13 protein-coding genes are annotated in these 17,726 nt (G+C 67.1%); 10 read left to right on the top strand and 3 right to left on the bottom strand.

Translation table 11 applies throughout. The annotated features are described in order from the left end of the window. Window positions 1-79: 79 nt before the first annotated feature. The 4 genes from B551_RS17070 (at window position 80) to B551_RS17055 (ending at window position 5,134) form a co-directional block, all read left to right on the top strand. A complete protein-coding gene (locus tag B551_RS17070; RefSeq protein WP_006575743.1) occupies window positions 80-1,633 on the top strand; it encodes an AMP-binding protein in 1,554 nt (517 codons plus the stop codon). A 38-nt stretch (window positions 1,634-1,671) separates the two neighbouring features. Next, a complete protein-coding gene (locus tag B551_RS17065; RefSeq protein ID WP_023264625.1) occupies window positions 1,672-2,883 on the top strand; it encodes an acyl-CoA dehydrogenase family protein in 1,212 nt (403 codons plus the stop codon). Window positions 2,884-2,988: 105 nt separating this feature from the next. Beyond that, entirely contained in the window at window positions 2,989-3,972 is a 984-nt protein-coding gene (locus B551_RS17060) for a tripartite tricarboxylate transporter substrate binding protein (RefSeq protein WP_006575744.1), read from the top strand. Between the two features lie 13 nt (window positions 3,973-3,985). Beyond that, a complete protein-coding gene (locus B551_RS17055; RefSeq protein WP_006575745.1) occupies window positions 3,986-5,134 on the top strand; it encodes a CaiB/BaiF CoA-transferase family protein in 1,149 nt (382 codons plus the stop codon). Between the two features lie 94 nt (window positions 5,135-5,228). Here B551_RS17055 and boxA read toward each other — a convergent pair whose 3' ends face one another. The 3 genes from boxA to boxC form a co-directional block, all read right to left on the bottom strand. Next, window positions 5,229-6,518, bottom strand: a complete 1,290-nt coding sequence (boxA, locus tag B551_RS17050) for a benzoyl-CoA 2,3-epoxidase subunit BoxA (protein ID WP_006575746.1) — start codon at window positions 6,516-6,518, stop codon at window positions 5,229-5,231. 108 nt (window positions 6,519-6,626) lie between these two features. After that, window positions 6,627-8,054 (bottom strand): benzoyl-CoA 2,3-epoxidase subunit BoxB, encoded by a 1,428-nt coding sequence (gene boxB, locus B551_RS17045; protein WP_006575747.1) that lies wholly within the window; start codon window positions 8,052-8,054, stop codon window positions 6,627-6,629. A 132-nt stretch (window positions 8,055-8,186) separates the two neighbouring features. After that, entirely contained in the window at window positions 8,187-9,845 is a 1,659-nt protein-coding gene (boxC, locus tag B551_RS17040; protein WP_006575748.1) for a 2,3-epoxybenzoyl-CoA dihydrolase, read from the bottom strand. Between the two features lie 395 nt (window positions 9,846-10,240). Here boxC and B551_RS17035 point away from each other — a divergent pair, with 395 nt between their 5' ends. The 6 genes from B551_RS17035 to B551_RS17010 all read left to right on the top strand — a co-directional run bounded on the left by B551_RS17035 (window position 10,241) and on the right by B551_RS17010 (window position 17,659). Next, window positions 10,241-10,735: a DUF4863 family protein gene (locus B551_RS17035; protein WP_006575749.1), complete on the top strand. Its 495-nt coding sequence runs from the start codon at window positions 10,241-10,243 to the stop codon at window positions 10,733-10,735. Further along, a complete protein-coding gene (locus B551_RS17030) occupies window positions 10,732-12,300 on the top strand; it encodes a 3,4-dehydroadipyl-CoA semialdehyde dehydrogenase (protein ID WP_043440500.1) in 1,569 nt (522 codons plus the stop codon). Before B551_RS17035 ends, B551_RS17030 begins: the two co-directional genes overlap by 4 nt. 71 nt (window positions 12,301-12,371) lie before the next feature. Next, window positions 12,372-14,099, top strand: coding sequence for a benzoate-CoA ligase family protein (locus B551_RS17025; protein WP_023264623.1), 1,728 nt, complete (start codon window positions 12,372-12,374; stop codon window positions 14,097-14,099). Then, window positions 14,096-14,902, top strand: a complete 807-nt coding sequence (locus B551_RS17020; RefSeq protein ID WP_006575752.1) for an alpha/beta fold hydrolase — start codon at window positions 14,096-14,098, stop codon at window positions 14,900-14,902. The genes B551_RS17025 and B551_RS17020 overlap by 4 nt, the downstream gene beginning before the upstream one ends. Window positions 14,903-15,187: 285 nt before the next feature. Beyond that, window positions 15,188-16,540, top strand: coding sequence for an MFS transporter (locus B551_RS17015; RefSeq protein WP_006575753.1), 1,353 nt, complete (start codon window positions 15,188-15,190; stop codon window positions 16,538-16,540). Window positions 16,541-16,717: 177 nt separating this feature from the next. Continuing rightward, window positions 16,718-17,659 carry a VOC family protein gene (locus B551_RS17010; protein ID WP_023264622.1) on the top strand — a complete coding sequence of 314 codons (942 nt, stop codon included), beginning with the start codon at window positions 16,718-16,720 and terminating at the stop codon, window positions 17,657-17,659. Window positions 17,660-17,726 lie beyond the last annotated feature (67 nt).

Genomic DNA, 17,726 nt, shown 5'->3' with positions numbered 1-17,726 from the left:
TGGCTTTATTTCCAATGCAGCATTGTAGTGATGTCTCACGTCTTCCAAACTGCCGCCAAAGCAGATCAAGGAGACATCGATGACCTTCGCCTATTTCCTGCGGCGTGCCGCGCGCTATTGGGGCGACCGCCCCGCGGTGCTGTATCGCGACCGCGCGCTCAGCTATCGCCAGCTGGACGAGCGCTCGACCCGGCTGGCCAATGCGCTGCTGGGACTGGGCCTGGCCAAGGGCGACCGCGTCGCGGTGCAGTCGCGCAATTGCACCGAGCTGGTCGAGATCGAATGCGCGCTGTTCAAGGCGGGGCTGGTCAAGGCGGCGCTCAATCCGCGCTTCACCGCCGCCGAGGCAACCCAGGTGGTCGAGAACTGCGGGCCGCGCGTGATGATCGCGGGCCGGGGCTACACCGGCTACAACCCGCAGACGGCTGGCTTCGGCTCGGTCGAGACCTTTATCGCAATCGGGGAAGCGGCGCCCGGCTATCTGGACTACGAAGATGTCGTCAGCCGTGGCGACACCCGGGCGCCCGACTACACGCCGCAGGCGTCCGATCTCGCGGTGCTGCACTTCTCGTCCGGTTCGACCGGCAAGATCAAGGCCGCGATGCAGAGCTACGGCAATCGCATCGCCTCGCTGCGCAAGATCGTGCTCGGCATGGACCGCCCCGCCCGCTCCGGCGACCGGCTGGCGCTGATCGGCCCGGTCACGCACGCGTCGGGCATGCTGATGCAGCCCTATCTGTATTGCGGCGCGACGCTGGTGCTGTTCGACAAGTTCGAGCCGGCGCATTTCCTCGCCGAGATCGCGCGCCTGCGCATCACCCATGTGTTCATGGTGCCGGCGATGATCAATATGGTGCTGGCCGAGCCGTCGCTGGCCACTGCCGACCTGTCCAGCCTGAAGACGTTGGCCTATGGCGCCGCGCCGATGGCCCCGGCCCGCATTCGCGAGGCGTGGGAGCGCATCGGCCCGATCCTGTCGCAGGGCTATGGCGCCAGCGAATCGACCTCCGGCGTCACGCGGCTGTCCACCGCCGATCATGCCGATGCGCTGGCCAATCGTCCGGAGCGCCTGGCCTCGTGCGGCCGCGCGATGGGCGAGACCGAGGTGCGCGTGGTCAACGAGCGCGGCGAGGAAGTCAGCGGCGACGAGATCGGCGAACTGGTGATCCGCGGCGAGGACGTGTTCCAGGGCTACTGGGGCGAACCGGAACTGACCCGCGAGGTGCTGGTCGACGGCTGGCTGCATACCGGCGACCTGGCCCGTGTCGACGAGGAAGGCTTCATCTACCTGGTCGATCGCAAGAAGGACATGATCATCTCGGGCGGCTTCAACGTCTATCCGACCGAGGTCGAAGCGACGCTGTACCAGCATCCCGACGTGATGGAAGCCTGCGTGATCAGCGTGCCCGATGCGACCTGGGGCGAGAGCGTCAAGGCCGTGGTCACGCTGTGGCCGGGGCGCGAACTGAGCGCGGCCGACCTGATCGCGCATTGCCGTGCGCGCATCGCGGACTACAAGACGCCGCGCTCGATCGACTTCGTCAGCGAGCTGCCGAAGAACGCCAGCGGCAAGCTCGCCCGCAAGCTGGTGCGCGAGCGCTATTGGCAGGGTCAGGAACGGCGCGTGAACTGACACGCGACCCACCGCCCACGACACCAAGGAACGACGCCATGTTCGAATACCTGACCAATCCCGTGCTGGTCGAGACGCGGGCCGCCATCCGGCGCTTTATCGACGAGGAACTGCGGCCGATGGAGCGCGAGCTCGGCCTGGGCTCGGAAGACCCGTGGCCTAAGGAGGTGCTGCGCCGCGTGTGGCGACGCTCCAGCGAGCTGGGTCTGTACGCCGCCTGCCTGCCGGTCGAACTGGGCGGCAAGGGCCTGAATATCGCCGAGCAATGCGCGCTGAAGGCCGACATCGCCGCCAGCGGCTGCTCGCTGGCGCCGCATGTGCTGGGCGACCTCGGCGGTCCGCCGCGCGTCGGCAATATGCTGAAGTACGCCACGCCGGAGCAGATCGAGCGCTATTTCGGTCCGGTGATCCGCGGCGAGCGCTCGACCTGCTTCGCGATGACCGAGCCGCATTCGGGGTCGGACGCGATGAGCATCTCGACGACCGCGGTCGCCGACGGCGACGAGCTGGTCATCAATGGCCACAAGCACTACATCAGCGGCGCGCCGTTCGCCGACTTCGCGATCGTGCTGTGCGTGACCGACGCCAGCACCACGCCACCGTCGATCAGCGCGGTGCTGGTCGATCTCGATCTGCCGGGCGTCACCGTCGATACCGAATACACGCCGATGTCGGGCCAGCATATCGACGCCGATATCCGCATGGTCGATGTGCGGGTGCCGCGCAGCAATATCCTTGGCGGCGAGGGCAACGGCTTCAAGCTGAGCATGTCGCGGATCAACGTCAACCGCCTGCTGCATTGCCCGAGCATGCTGGGTCTTGCCACCAGCGTGTATCGCGCTTCGGTCGAGTACGCGGGCAAGCGCCGGCAGTTCGGCGGCCCGATCGCGCGGTTCCAGGCGATCCAGCATATGCTCGCCGATATGGCGGCGGCGCTGTGGGCGTGCGAGGCGATGATCGCGCAGACCGCCGCGCTGGCCGACAGCGGCGCCGACCTGCGGATGAAAGCCGCGGCCTGCAAGCTGTTCGTGTCCGAGCGCTGCTTCGAGATCGCCGACAAGGCAGTGCAGATCCACGGCAATGTGGGCGTCACGCGAGGCCATCCGGTCGAGCAGACCTTCCGCAAGCTGCGCATGTTCCGCATCTTCACGGGCACCAGCGAGATCCAGCGCAATACCATTGCGCGGGCGATTCTGGAGCCGCTGATGGAGCAGGCGGGGAAAGGGCCTGCGGGCGAGAAGGCTCGATAGGTAGCGCAGGGGTTTGTTGGGTGGCGGTTGCCATCCCACCACGATCCCCAACCAGGCAACGATCGACGCAGCCCCAGACTGCGCCATCAGTACAGGAGACAGCAAATGCATCGCAGAACATGGCTGGCCGCCGCGGGCGCCGCGGCACTGGGCGGCATCCTGCCGCGCGCGTACGCCGCCAGCGACTATCCGAACCGGCCGATCCGGCTGATCGTGCCGTTCCTCGCCGGCACCTCGCCAGACAACATGGCCCGCGCGCTGTCGGCCGAACTCGCGCCCAAGCTCGGCCAGCCGCTGGTGGTCGAGAACATGCCCGGTGCGGGCGGCATCATCGGCGGCCGCGCGCTCAAGCGCGCCGCGGCGGACGGCTACACGCTCGGCGTGCTGGCCAACACGCACGTGATCAACATCCATATGTACAAGCAGATGCCGTACGACCCGGCGCGCGACTTCACCTGCATCGCGCCGCTGTCGGGCGGCCCGACCGCGCTGGTGGTGCCGGCCAACTCGCCGTACCGCACCGCGGCCGAGCTGGTCGCGGCGATGAAGCGCGCCCCGGGCAAGCTGAACTACGGCTCCGGCGGCAAGGGCAGCATCGCCCATCTGGCCGTCGAATCGATGCTGCACCAGACCGGCACCGAGGCGGTCCACGTGCCGTACAAGGGCGCGCCCGAGATCCTGACGGCGATGCTGACGGGGCAGACGCAATTCGGCATGCCGGTGCTCAGCACCGCCACCTCGTACCTGCGCAATGGCCAGGTTCGCGCCCTTGCGGTGACCACGGCCGAGCGCTCGCGCTACTTCCCCAATGTACCGACGCTGGCCGAGGCGCTGCCGCCCGGCTTCGTGCTCGACAACTGGAGCGGCCTGTTCGCGCCGGCCGACCTGCCGCCGGCACTGACGCAGCGCCTGTTCACCGCGATCAACGAGGTCCAGGCCAGCGGCAAGCTCGACTCGTTGCTCGAGGCCAGCGCGGGCGAACTGCGCCGCAGCGCGTCGCCCGCGCAGTTTCGCGAGATGGTGTCCGCCGAGACCAAGCGCTATGCATCGCTGATGCGCGATATCGGCATGACGGCCGATATCGGCTGATCGAGCCCCGGCAATGACATCGGCCAAGCCATCGAACGAGCCATCGGCCAAGCCGGACTGGTCCTGCCTGAAGGACGTCCGGATCATCGATCTGAGCCAGCTGCTGCCCGGCCCGCACGCGACGCTGCAATTGCAGCAGCTGGGCGCCGACGTGATCAAGGTCGAGCGGCCCGGCGTCGGCGATACCTCGCGCACGTTGAGCGCCTCGGTGTTCGCGCAGTTCAATCGCGGCAAGCGTTCGGTCGCACTGGATCTGCAGGATAGCGAGGGACGCGCCGCCTTCCTCGAACTGGTGCGCGATGCCGACGCGGTGGTCGAGGGCTTTCGTCCCGGCGTGATGCAGCGACTCGGCCTGGACTACGCCGAACTGGCCAAGGTCAATCCGGCCGTCGTGCTGTGCTCGATCTCCGGCTTCGGCCAGACCGGGCCCTATGCCGACCATGCCGGACACGACCTGAACTACCTGGCGCTGGCCGGCTACTGGGCCGCGCCGGTACAGGTGCGCGACAAGGTCGCGCGGCCGCGCGTGCGGGTGTCCGACTATGCGGCCTCCAGCTACGCGGCGCTGGCACTGACCGTCGCCATTCTCAGCGCGCGCCAGCACGGGCGCGGCCAGCATCTCGATGTCTCGATCCACGATGCGATGCTGTCGTGGACCGCCCACGGCGCCTGGGCCGCGCAACAGCATGCCGACGCCCCGCTACGCTCGCCCACGGTGATGCCGGAGAACGACCTGTTCGAGACGCGCGACGGCCGCCATCTGGCGCTCGGCATTCTGGAGAACAAGTTCTGGCTGAACCTGCGCGACGCGTTGGGCGACAAATTCCCGTCGCTGAAGGATCCGCGCTTCGCCGAGCGGGCCGGTCGCCAGCGCCACAAGGTCGAGGTCAACGCGCTGCTGGCGCAGATCTTCGTCAGCCGCACGCTGGCGCAATGGCTCGACCTGCTGGCCGGCGTCGATCTGCCGATCTCGCCGGTGCTGAATGCCGAAGAGCTGCTGCAGGACCCGCACGTGCAGGCACGCGGCACGATTCGTGCGGTGTCGGACCCGGACCAGGACCGCATCGCGGTCCGTTTTCCGGTGCGCTTCTCGCTCGGCCTGCCCGATGGCGACGACCATGTCGCCGATCTGGGCGAGCATCGCCCCAGCTGGACCGACTAAACGACTAAACGACTAAAAGAACAAGGCCGGCGCCGCGTTTGCGCGGCGGCCGGCCTTGTGAACCTCCGAAGCCCCGGTCAGGGCGATACGCAAGCTAGTACGTCTCCAGATGCAGCCGCCCTTCGCGCTTCAGCGAAGCGGCCACCGCTTCCCAATCGAGACCGGCCTGTTCGGCGATATCGCGCAGCGCCAGCACTACGCCCTCCTCCATGCTCTTGAGCCCGCAGACATAGAAATAGCTGTCCGGATCGGCGAGCAGCTGCGCCAGGTCGGCGGCGCGTTCGCGCATCAGGTCCTGCACATAGCGCTTGGGCTGGCCCGGCGTGCGCGAGAACGCCAGGTTGATATCGATGAAGTCCTTCGGCAGGTTCTGCAACGGACCGAAGTACGGCAATTCCTCCTGCGTGCGCGCGCCGAAGAACAGCATCAGCTTGCCGCCGTCGAACTTGCCCGACTTGCGCAGCCGGCGCCGCCATTCGGTCATTGCCCGCATCGGCGCGCTGCCGGTGCCAGTGCAGATCATCACGATGTTCGAGCGCGGATGGTTCGGCATCAGGAAGCTGTTGCCGAACGGGCCGATCACCTCGACCGTGTCGCCGACCTGCAGGTCGCACAGGTAATTCGAGGCCACGCCCCGCACCGGATTGCCCTGATGGTCCTCGAGCACGCGCTTGATCGTCAGCGACAGGTTGTTGTAGCCCGGCCGCTCGCCATTGCGGGGGCTGGCCACCGAATACTGCCGCGCATGATGCGGGCGGCCCTGCTCGTCGACGCCCGGCGGCACGATGCCGATCGACTGCCCCTCCAGCACCGGGAACGGCATCGCGCCGAAGTCCAATACCAGATGGTGGGTGTCGTAGTCGCGGCCGACCTCGGTCACGCGCACATTGCCGACCACGGTGGCCGTGACCGACTTGATCGCCGACTTCGGCCCGTACAGATTGGTGTAGCAATGCGCGGCCGACCACGGCGGCAGAGTGGCGCCGTATTGCGCGCTGTTGAACGGCGCGATCTGCGCGAGGGCCGGATCGACCGGCTCTTCCACCGCCTCCAGCGCCTGCGCTTCGGCGATCGCCTCGGCGCCCACGCCGCTGGCGGCCAGCTGCTCGCTGCTCAGTTCGTCGGGCAGCGTGTCCCAGCCGAGCTGTTCGTCCAACGTATAGGGCCGCGAGCGCGGCACCATCCGCCAGTTGTCGATCGAGCCGGTCGGGCACGGCGATACGCAGGCCATGCATAGATTGCACTTGTCGGCGTCGACCACGTAGTTGCGCGAATCGTGCGTGATCGCGCCGACCGGGCAGGTCATCTCGCAGGTATTGCAGCGAATGCAGATCTCGGGGTCGATCAGATGCTGCTTGATGATTTGCATGTCTGCCATATCCATGGCCGTCTCCAGATGCTGCCGCGGCTCGGCGCTGCGTTCGGTCACGCGCGGTCGCTGTCGTTGTTGCTGGCGCTGTTGCGCCGATATTGCCGTTGCTCTCGCCGTCGCTCAGTTGAACCGCACGTATTCGAAATCCACCGGCTGGCGATTGACACCGATCGCCGGCGGCGCGATCCAGTTGGCGAACTTGCCGGGCTCGACCACGCGGCCCATCAGGCTGGCGACAAACGCCCGATCGTCTTCGGTCGGCAGCCACTGGCCGACATTGGCCTGCCATTCGGCGTCCGAAATCACGCGGCCGTCCGGCGACACCTTGACGCCGGCCAGCGCGCCGATATTGCGGTGGAAGGCCTTGTGCGGAACCTTCAGCCGGAACGGAATGCCCGCCTTGTCGATGACGCGGTTCCAGCGCTCGACGCCGGCGACGCTGTCCTTGATGTAGTCGTCGCGCAGCACCTCGTTCAGCGCGTTCAGCATCGGCACTTCCTTCTCCACCAGCTGGCCGCCGGCGGCCTGCAGCACGCGATAGGTGCTGTCCTTGAGCAGATGGTCGTCGTTGCGCTTGCCTTCCTCGAAACGGCCCTTCAGGCCGGTGCTGTAGAAGGTCGCGGCATTGCTGGACTCGTCGGCGCCGAACAGGTCGATGGTCACGCTGTAGTGGAAGTTCAGGTAGCGCTGGATCGTCGGCAGGTCGATCACGCCGGCGGCGCGCAGCTTGCCCGGATCGTCGGTCTTCAGCTCGTTCATCACCTGGCAGGTGCGCTGGATCACGCGCGACACGCCCGATTCGCCGACGAACATGTGGTGCGCTTCCTCGGTCAGCATGAACCTGGTGGTGCGGGCCAGCGGATCGAAGGCGCTCTCGGCCAGCGCGCACAGCTGGAACTTGCCGTCGCGGTCGGTGAAGTAGGTGAACATGAAGAACGACAGCCAGTCCGGCGTGCGCTCGTTGAACGCCTGCAGGATGCGCGGGTTGTCCTGCTCGCCGCTGCGGCGCTCGAGCAGCGCCTCGCCTTCCTCGCGGCCGTCGCGGCCGAAGTACTTGTGCAGCAGGTAGACCATCGCCCACAGGTGGCGGCCTTCCTCGACATTGACCTGGAACAAGTTGCGCAGGTCGTACATGCTCGGCGCGGTCAGGCCCAGATGGCGCTGCTGCTCGACCGAGGCCGGCTCGGTATCGCCCTGCGTCACGATGATGCGGCGCAGGTTGGCACGGTATTCCCCCGGCACGTCCTGCCACGCGTCCTCGCCCTTGTGGTCGCCGAAATGGATCTTGCGGCCCTGCTCGGCCGGATTCAGGAAGATGCCCCAGCGATAGTCCGGCATCTTGACGTAGCCGAACTGCGCCCAGCCCTGCGGATCCACGCTGGTCGCGGTGCGCAGGTAGACGTCGAAGTTCTGCGAGCCGTCCGGGCCCATGTCGTTCCACCAGCTCAGGTAGTTCGGCTGCCACTGCTCCAGCGCGCGCTGCAGCGTGCGGTCCTCGCTGAGGTTGACGTTGTTGGGGATCTTCTCGCTGTAGTTGATACCGGACATCGTTGGTCTCCCGGTGATATGTCGCTGTGTCGTTGCCATCCCTGTCGCCCCCGCGAACGCGGGGGCCCAGTGGCTTGCTTTCTGCGTCGCTGAAAGCCGCTGGGTCCCCGCTTTCGCGGGGACGACATCCAGTCAGACGCGGTTCCAGTCGAATGCCGCCTTGTCGCCCTTGCCGTAGACCTTCAGCGCGCCCTTGTCGCCGACGGCATTGGGCCGCTGGAAGATCCAGTTCTGCCAGGCGGTCAGCCGCCCGAAGATGCGCGTGAACATGGTCTCCTGGCCGTTGAAGCGCAGGTTCGCCTCCATGCCGGTCAGCGCGTCGGGCGACATCGCCACGCGTTCCTCGATCGCGATGCGCAGCTCGTCGGCCCAGTCGATGTCGTCCGGGTTCGAGGTCGCCAGGCCGAGCGCGAAGGCGGCGTCCGCATCGAGCGGCTGGCCGGCTTTGGCGCGCACCGCTTCCAGCGCCGGCGCTTCGTCATAGAAGCGGCGGCCCAGGCGGCTCTGGCCGGTGGCCATCGGATAGAGGCCGAAGTTGGTTTCGCCGACGGTGATCTTTGGCGCGCGGGCCTCGTCGTCAGGCAGCGCCAGGTGGTAGATGCGATCGCAGGCCAGCGCCAGCTCCAGCAGCGAGCCGGCGAAGCAGGTGCCCTCGTCGACCAGCGCGAACAGGCTGCGCGATGACACATCGAGCCGGCTGAACGTGCGGCGCAGCAGCCCGATCGTCTCGCGCACCAGCCAGTGGTCGCGGTGCGCCAGCAGCGTGGCGTCCATCCGCAGCACCGCGTCGGCATCGCCGGCGGTCTTGATCAGCCAGGTACCGATCCCCAGCTCATTGGTGCGCATCGACAGGATCGCGTCCTCGAGCTCGCGCGCCAGCTGCAGCGGATACCAGGCCGCACCGGCCTCGGCGATCGCGGCCGGCGTCTCCGGCTGCGGGCCGCGCGGCGCGTGGATCGTGAAGGTCGCGGTACGCGCGGCGCGATCGATCTGCACGTCGACGTAGCCATAGCGCAGCGCATCGGCCTCGACGGTGCGCTCCAGCGGCGTCAGCGCGATGCCTTGCGCGTCGGCGGGGCGATCGCTCTGCGCGGCCAGCGCCAGCGCACGCTCCTGTACCTTCTGCGCGAACACCGCCGGCTTGGCGATGTCGTCGACCAGGCGCCACTCCTTGGCACGCTGGCCGCGCACGCCTTCGGTGGTGGTGCAGAAGATATCGGCCAGGTCGTGGCGCACATGGCGCTTGTCGGTGACGCGGGTCAGGCCGCCGGTGCCGGGCAGCACGCCGAGCAGCGGCACTTCGGGCAGGCTGACGGCCGACGAGCGGTCGTCGACCAGCAGGATCTCGTCGCAGGCCAGCGCCAGCTCGTAGCCGCCGCCGGCGCAGGCGCCGTTGACCGCGGCGAGGAATTTCAGGCCGCTGTGTTTCGAGGAATCCTCGATGCCGTTGCGAGTCTCGTTGGTGAACTTGCAGAAGTTGACCTTCCACGCGTGGCTGCTGACGCCGAGCATGAAGATATTGGCGCCGGAGCAAAACACCTTCTCCTTGCCGCTGGTGACCACCACGCTGCGCACTTCGGGATGTTCGAAGCGAATGCGATTCAGCGCGTCGTTCAGTTCGATGTCGACGCCGAGGTCGTAGCTGTTGAGCTTGAGTTTGTAGCCGGGACGCAGGCCGGCGTTCTCGTCGATATCGAGCACCAGCGTGGCGACCGGTCCATCGAACCGCAGCTTCAGGTGCTTGTATTGGGAAGGGTCGGTCTGGTAGTCGACGCGGGGGACCTGGGTCACGGCATTGTCTCCTGTTCTCTGTGCTGACATCGCTGTCTGTTCAGCCTGCGCGCCTCGTGCGGTAAAGCACGATAGTGCATGGATTGGAACCCGATGTCACGCATCATAGTGCATCTCTTCGAGCGGCGTCAAGAATTATTGTGCATGCACTCGGATAGCGACCATGCTGCGCTTTACTTCATATAGCGCACGCAGGCGGCGTGGCTGGAGGCCCACAACAACATCAGCTTTCGTTCGCGCGCGCAGCCTTTGCCTAGCGCATCCGCCGACACTCCTGCAATATAGTTCTTGACAGCGCCGGCGTCGACCTCTATGGTTCGCCCATGCACAATAATGCATCAAAAGCCGACGTGCAAACCGGTTAGGTTTTCCCCGACGTGACGGAGCACTTGCCGATGTCCCCCACCCTCCCACCGGCCGCCCAGGCCTTCCGCCAGCAATTGGCCGAACTGACCGCCCGCCTGGCCGGCCGTCCGCTCGACGCCGCGCTCGATGCCTGGCTCAACGCCGAATACGGCCCCGATACCGAGCCCTACCGCGCGCTGAAGGCCGCCTGCGAAACCGGCGTCGCCGAAGGCTGGCTGTGCGATCGCGAAGGCGGCGGTATCCGCTATGGCCGCATCTTCAAACCCGCCGACGACCTGCACGGCTTTTCGGTCGACGTGGTCGACATGAACGATATCGCCGGCCCGCATCACACCCATCCCAATGGCGAGATCGACCTGATCATGCCGATCGAGGGCGAGGCCCGCTTCGACGGACGGCCCGCCGGCTGGCTGGTCTGCCCGCCCGGCAGCGCGCATCGCCCCACGGTGTCGAACGGGCGCGCGCTGGTCCTTTATCTGCTGCCCGAAGGGCGCATCGAGTTCACCCGACAGGAGGCAGCATGAGCGGGTCGCTACCGAGCTATCTGGCCGGCCGCTGGCAGCATGGCAGCGGCAAGGGCGCGGCGCTGTTCGACCCGGTGCTCGGCGATGAACTGGCGCGCGTCGATGCCACCGGGCTCGATCTGGCCGAGGGCTTCGCCTTTGCACGCGAGCAAGGCGGCGCCGCGCTGCGGGCGCTGACGTATCGGGAGCGCGCGCAACTGCTGGGCGCGATCGTGCAGGTGCTGCAGCAACACCGCGACGCCTACTACGAGATCGCGACCGCCAACAGCGGCACGGTCAAGCGCGATTCCGCGGTCGATATCGATGGCGCGATCTTCACGCTGGGCAGCTATGCGAAGCTGGGCGAGACGCTCGGCGACCGGCGCTATCTGCTCGATGGCGAGGCGGCGCGGCTCGGCAAGGACCCGTTGTTCCAATCACAGCATGTGCTGGTCCCCACGCGGGGCGTCGCGCTGTGCATCAACGCCTTCAACTTCCCTTCGTGGGGCCTGTGGGAGAAGGCCGCGCCGGCGCTGCTGTCCGGCGTGCCGGTGATCGTCAAGCCGGCCACGTCGACCGCCTGGCTGACGCACCGGATGGTTCGCGATGTGGCCGAGGCCGGCATCCTGCCGCCGGGCGCGCTGTCGATCGTCTGCGGCAGTGCCGACGGCTTGCTCGATGCGCTGGAGCCCTTCGACGTGGTGTCGTTCACCGGCTCGGCACAGACCGCCGCGCAGATCCGCTCGCATCCGGCGATCGCGCAGCGCTCGGTGCGCGTCAATATCGAGGCCGACAGCGTCAATTCGGCGCTGCTGTTGCCGCGCGAGGCCGGCGGCGACGATGCGCTGCCGCTGCTGGCCGCCGAAGTCGTGCGCGAGATGACCGTCAAGTCGGGACAGAAATGCACGGCAATCCGCAGAGTGCTGGTGCCCGAGTCGCTGTACGACGCGACTGCGGAAGCCATCGCGGCCAGGCTGCGCGAGATCACCGTCGGCAACCCGCGCAACGCCGACGTCCGCATGGGGGCGCTGGTCAGCCGCGCGCAGCTCGCGAGCGTGCGCGAGGGCCTGGCGCAATTGCAGGCGCAGACGCAAACGCTGCACGATGGCGCGAACCAGCCGTTGATCGACGCCGACCCGGCCGTGGCCTGCTGCATTGGCCCCACGCTGCTGGGCACGCGCGATCCCGACGGCAACGCGCTGGTCCATCAGATTGAGGTATTCGGCCCGGTCGCCACGCTGATGCCCTATCGCGAGCGGCAAGGCGAGGATGGCATCGACGCCGGCCATGCGTTCGAGCTGGCACGCCGCGGCGAAGGCTCGCTGGTGGCGTCGCTCTATGGCAGCGAGCCCGCGGCACTGGCCGCCGCGGCGCTTCAGCTGGCCGACAGCCACGGCCGTGTTCACGTGATCTCGCCCGATGTCGCGCAACTTCAGACCGGCCACGGCAACGTCATGCCGCAATCGCTGCATGGCGGCCCCGGCCGCGCCGGTGGCGGCGAAGAGCTGGGCGGTCTGCGCGCATTGAACTTCTACCATCGCCGCAGCGCCGTGCAGGCCAGCACGGCGGTGCTGGATCGGCTGTAAGGAGACACGCAGTACCAGTACCAGTATTTGCCGTATCGCAAGCATTCGTAGAACAGATGGGGAGACAACGCATGGCAGCCGCGACGACGACTACCGCGACCACGATCACGACAGGCGCACCGGGCTCCGACCCGCCGCCGGTGGTGGCGCCCACCACGCCCTTCAACTTCGCCCAGTACCTGCTGGACGCCAACAAGCATCGCGGCGACAAGACCGCCTATATCGACGACCACGGCCGGCTGCGCTACGACGAACTCGCCGAACGCATACGGCGCTTCGCGACCGCGCTGCAAACCCTCGGCGTGCGGCGCGAGGAACGCGTGCTGCTGCTGATGCACGACTGCAGCGACTGGCCGGTCTGCTTCCTCGGCGCGATCTATGCCGGCATCGTGCCGGTCGCGGTCAACACGCTGCTGACGCCGGATGACTACGCCTACATGCTGCGGCACAGCCGCGCCCGCGCGGCGCTGGTGTCGGCGGCGCTGCTGCCGGTGCTGGAGCAGGCGATGGCGAAGGCGATGGCGGAAGGCGGCCATGAGGTCGATCACGTGATCGTGTCGCACGCCGAGGGTGCCCTGCCCGCCGGCACGGGCTCGCTCGATGCGCTGATCGCCGGGCACGCGCCGCAGACCTCGGCGGCGGCCACCGGCCCCGATGACCCCGGCTTCTGGCTGTATTCCTCCGGCTCGACCGGCCGGCCCAAGGGCGTGCTGCACAGTCAGGCCAATCCGTACTGGACGGCCGAGCTCTATGCCAAACCGATTCTCGGTCTGAACGAGCACGACATCTGCTTCTCGGCGGCCAAGCTGTATTTCGCCTACGGCCTGGGCAACGGCCTGACCTTCCCGCTCAGCGTCGGTGCCACCGTGGTGCTGATGGCCGAGCGCCCCACGCCCGAGGCAATCTTCCGGCGCTGGCTCGACCACCGCGCCACGGTGTTCTTCGGCGCGCCGACCGGCTATGCCGGCATGCTGGCCTCCCCCGCGCTGCCCGCGCGTGAACAGGTGGCGCTGCGGCTGTGCTCCTCGGCCGGCGAGGCGCTGCCCGCGGAGCTGGGCCAGCGCTTCACCGCGCATTTCGGCTGCGAGATCATCGATGGCATCGGTTCGACCGAGATGCTGCATATCTATCTGTCGAACCGCCCGGGCCAGGTCCGCTACGGCACCACCGGCTGGCCGGTGCCCGGCTACACCGTCGAACTGCGCGACGAGGAAGGCCGGCCGGTACCCGATGGCGAGGTCGGCGACCTCTATATCCAGGGACCGAGCGCGGCGCTGATGTATTGGGGCAACCGCGACAAGTCGCGCGAAACCTTCCAGGGTAGCTGGACCAAGAGCGGCGACAAGTACGTGCGCAACGCCGATGGCACCTACTGCTATGCGGGCCGCAGCGACGACATGCTGAAAGTCAGCGGCATCTATGTGTCGCCGTTCGAGGTCGAGGCCACGCTGATGCAGCATCCCGCGGTGCTGGAGGCCGCGGTGATCGGCGTCAATGACCCGCAAGGGCTGACGCGCACCAAGGCCTTTGTCGTGCTCAAGCCCGGCACGCAGTGCGGCGACGACGAACTGAAGGCCTTCGTCAAGGAACGGCTGGCGCCCTACAAGTACCCGAGGCTGATCGAGTTCGTCGACAGCCTGCCGAAGACCGCCACCGGCAAGATCCAGCGCTTCCGGCTGCGGGAGCGGGAGCAAGAGCAAGGACAAGATCGGTGGCAAGGCCAGTGCGGCGCCGACGCGGTCGGATCGAACGTGCTGATTTCTTCCGACGGGCAACTGGCCCTGGCGGGCCTGCAATGAGCGCGCCGGTCGAATTCGCCGAGATCGACTGGGCCGGCCGCCCGGTGCGGATCGAATACCAGCGGCTGGGCGAGCGGAACGCCGGCGCTCCGCTGCTGATCTTCCTGCACGAGGGCCTGGGCTCGGTGGCGATGTGGCGGGACTTTCCGCAGCGCGTCTGCGAGGCGCTGGGCTGCCGTGGCCTGGTCTATTCGCGGCCGGGCTATGGGCGCTCGACGCCGCGGGCCGCCGACGAGGTGTGGCACCCGGATTTCATGCACCGACAGGCGCACGAGGTATTGCCTGCCCTGCTGACGGCACTCGGCATCGATGCCGAGGCCGAGCCACCCTGGCTGCTGGGACACAGCGATGGCGGCTCGATCGCGCTGCTGTACGCCGCCCGCTTTCCGTCGCGCGTGGCCGGGACCATCGTGCTGGCGCCGCATATCCTGGTCGAGGACCTGTCGGTCTCCAGCATCGAGAAGGCGCGCGAAGCCTATCTGAACACCGATCTGCGCCAGCGGCTGGCGCGCTATCACGACGACCCGGACTCGGCATTCTGGGGATGGAACGGCATCTGGCTGCATCCGCCGTTCCGCCACTGGTCGATCGAGGCCGAGATCGCCGGCATAACTTGCCCGCTGCTGGCGGTGCAGGGGCTCGACGACGAGTACGGCACGCTCGAGCAGATCCGCGGCATCGCGCGCCGCGTACCGCAGACGCGCCTGCTCGAGCTGCGTGACTGCGGCCATTCGCCCCATCGCGATCAGCCGGACGCGCTGATCGCGGCGATCGTCGATTTCGTCGGCGAGACGGTGCAGTAGGGCCCATTACATCTGTCGCCCCCGCGATTCCCACTGTCGCCCCCGCGAAAGCGGGGGCCCAGCGACTTCAACCACGGCCGAAGCAGAGCCGCTGGGTCCCCGCCTTCGCGGGGACGACGAATGGGTGCATCAACGACTTTGACTGTCGCCCCCGCGAAAGCGGGGGCCCAGTGGCTTCAACCACGGCCGAAGCAGAGCCGCTGATTCCCCGCCTGCGCGGGGACGACGGCGTATTCAGATCCACGATGACAAGCGAGCCGTCCGAGCTCGGCAAAGGAGACAACCATGCGTCAAATCGACGTCCACCAGCTGGCCGACGAGGCCCGCTTCAACCGCTTTCATGGGCTCGTGCTGTTCTGGTGCGCGCTGATCATCATCTTCGACGGCTATGACCTGGCTGTGGCCGGCATCGCGCTGCCGTCGATCATGCAGTCGATGGGCGTCGATGCGACGCAGGCCGGCTTCATGGTCAGCTCCGCGCTGTTCGGCATGATGTTCGGCGCGATCTTCCTCGGCACCATCGCCGATCGGATCGGCCGGCGCTGGGCCATCGCCATCTGCATCCTGCTGTTCTCCGTATTTACCGCGGCCGCCGGCTTCACCAGCGATCCGGTGACGTTCAGTGTCACGCGCTTCCTGGCCGGCCTTGGCATCGGCGGCGTGATGCCCAATGTCGTCGCGCAGATGACCGAGTACTCGCCGCGCAAGATCCGCGGCACCATGGTCACGCTGATGTTCAGCGGCTATTCGGTCGGCGGCATGCTGGCCGCGGTGGTCGGCAAGGGCCTGATCGAGAGCTACGGCTGGCAATCGGTGTTTATCGCCGCCGGACTGCCGGTGCTGCTGATCCCGATGGTGATGAAGTCGCTGCCGGAATCAATGCCCTTCCTGATCCGCGCCGGACGCCTGGACGAGGTCAAGCAGGTGCTGAGCCGGCTCGAACCGGCGTATCGCCCGCAAACCGACGACCGCTTCGCGCTGCCCGAACTGAAGGCCGGCGAGGCGCCGATCGGCAAGCTGTTCCAGGATGGCCGCGGCTTCAGCACCGTGATGTTCTGGGTCGCGTTCTTCATGTGCCTGTTCATGGTCTACGCGCTGAGCTCGTGGCTGGCCAAGCTGATGGCCAGCGCCGGCTACAGCCTGGGCTCGGCACTGACCTTCGTGCTGGTGCTCAATTTCGGCGCGATGATCGGCGCGGTCGGCGGCGGCTGGCTGGCGGACCGCTTCAATATCAAGCACGTGCTGGTCGGCATGTATGCGCTGGCGGCGGTATCGATCACGCTGCTCGGCTATCCCGTGCCGACGCCGGTGCTGTTCGTGCTGGTCGGCCTGGCCGGCGCATCGACGATCGGCACGCAGATCGTGACCTACGCCTATGCCGGGCAGTTCTATCCGATGGCCGCACGCGGCACCGGCATCGGCTGGGCCTCGGGCGTGGGCCGCAGCGGCGCGATCCTCGCGCCGATCGTGATCGGCATGCTGGTCGGCATGGCGCTGCCGTTGCAGCAGAACTTCGTCGCCATCGCGATTCCCGCCGTGATCGCCGCGCTCGCGGTCTCGATGATCGACCACCGGCGTTCGGCCTCGGCCAGCCACCAGACGACGCTGGGCACGCCGGCGCCGGCGGTGCAGAAGTAGCACGGCGCGGCAAGCTCAAACTGGCAATCCCCAGGGACCTCCCGCCCTGGGGATTTTTTTATGAGGCGGCTTTGTCGATCGCACGAGGGGCGACTACTCTGGAGTTTTGTCGCGAAAAACGGCGGCCGACATGGCGCCGTTTCGCATTTTGAAACGCCTGAAAAGGAGCCTGGGGACATGACCACGCCCGTCACCGCGCCTGTCACTCTTATTCCGCACCTGTGGTACGACCGCGAGGCAGTGGAATCGGCGCGCTTCTATGTATCGGTATTTCCGGATTCAGCCGTCGATTTCGTCACGCAGATCCACAATACGCCCTCCGGAGACTGCGATATCGTGCGGTTCACGCTGTGCGGCCAGCCATTCATGGCGATCTCCGCGGGGCCGATGTTCCGCTTCAATCCGTCGATTTCCTTCTTTGTCTACTTCGATCCGGGCCGCGACCCGCAGGCCCGCGAGCGCCTCGACGCCATGTGGGACAAGCTGACCGACGGCGGCCAGGCGCTGATGCCGCTCGACGCCTATCCGTTCAGCGAACGATTCGGCTGGGTGCAGGACCGCTATGGCCTGTCCTGGCAGCTGATGCTGACCGATCCCTCCGGCGAATCCCGTCCGCCGATCGTGCCGGCGCTGATGTTTTCCGGCGAAGCCTGCGGCAAGGCCGAGGCGGCAGGCGAGTTCTGGCGCGAGATCTTCCCCGGCTCGCAGGCCGGGCAACTGGTCCGCTACGGTCCCGGCATGGAGCCCAATCCGGCGGGAACGGTGATGTTCTCGGATTTCCGGCTCGGCAATACCTGGATGGCAGCCATGGACAGCGGCTTTCCGCATGGTTTCAGCTTCAACGAGGCCATCTCGTTCATGGTGCACTGCGAAGACCAGGCGACCATCGACCGCTACTGGTCCAAGCTATCCGCGGTACCGGAAGCCGAGGCGTGCGGCTGGTGCAAGGATCCGTTCGGCGTCTCCTGGCAGATCGTGCCGGCCGAGATGGAAACGCTGATGCGTTCCGGCGACCAGGCGGCCATCGATCGGCTGGTGCAGACGATGCTGCCGATGAAGAAGCTCGATGTCGCGGCGCTGCGCTCGGCCTTCGAGGCAGGCAGCGGCGGCAGGGCTTGAGACATGGGACGCGAATCGCCGAGGCGAGAATTCCCGCGTCCTTAAAGATATAACAATAAGTCATTTG

Source organism: Cupriavidus sp. HPC(L) (genome assembly GCF_000307735.3).
GTDB lineage: Bacteria > Pseudomonadota > Gammaproteobacteria > Burkholderiales > Burkholderiaceae > Cupriavidus.
Note: the sequence above shows the minus strand (reverse complement) of the source record. Positions and strands in the feature narration are given on the sequence as shown.

Bases quoted from the DNA above. Each gene is read 5' to 3' on its own strand.
- B551_RS17070 (WP_006575743.1), top strand. From the start codon at position 80: ATGACCTTCGCCTATTTCCTGCGGCGTGCCGCGCGCTATTGGGGCGAC.
- B551_RS17065 (WP_023264625.1), top strand. From the start codon at position 1,672: ATGTTCGAATACCTGACCAATCCCGTGCTGGTCGAGACGCGGGCCGCC.
- B551_RS17060 (WP_006575744.1), top strand. From the start codon at position 2,989: ATGCATCGCAGAACATGGCTGGCCGCCGCGGGCGCCGCGGCACTGGGC.
- B551_RS17055 (WP_006575745.1), top strand. From the start codon at position 3,986: ATGACATCGGCCAAGCCATCGAACGAGCCATCGGCCAAGCCGGACTGG.
- boxA (WP_006575746.1), bottom strand. From the start codon at position 6,518: ATGGATATGGCAGACATGCAAATCATCAAGCAGCATCTGATCGACCCC.
- boxB (WP_006575747.1), bottom strand. From the start codon at position 8,054: ATGTCCGGTATCAACTACAGCGAGAAGATCCCCAACAACGTCAACCTC.
- B551_RS17035 (WP_006575749.1), top strand. From the start codon at position 10,241: ATGTCCCCCACCCTCCCACCGGCCGCCCAGGCCTTCCGCCAGCAATTG.
- B551_RS17030 (WP_043440500.1), top strand. From the start codon at position 10,732: ATGAGCGGGTCGCTACCGAGCTATCTGGCCGGCCGCTGGCAGCATGGC.
- B551_RS17025 (WP_023264623.1), top strand. From the start codon at position 12,372: ATGGCAGCCGCGACGACGACTACCGCGACCACGATCACGACAGGCGCA.
- B551_RS17020 (WP_006575752.1), top strand. From the start codon at position 14,096: ATGAGCGCGCCGGTCGAATTCGCCGAGATCGACTGGGCCGGCCGCCCG.
- B551_RS17015 (WP_006575753.1), top strand. From the start codon at position 15,188: ATGCGTCAAATCGACGTCCACCAGCTGGCCGACGAGGCCCGCTTCAAC.
- B551_RS17010 (WP_023264622.1), top strand. From the start codon at position 16,718: ATGACCACGCCCGTCACCGCGCCTGTCACTCTTATTCCGCACCTGTGG.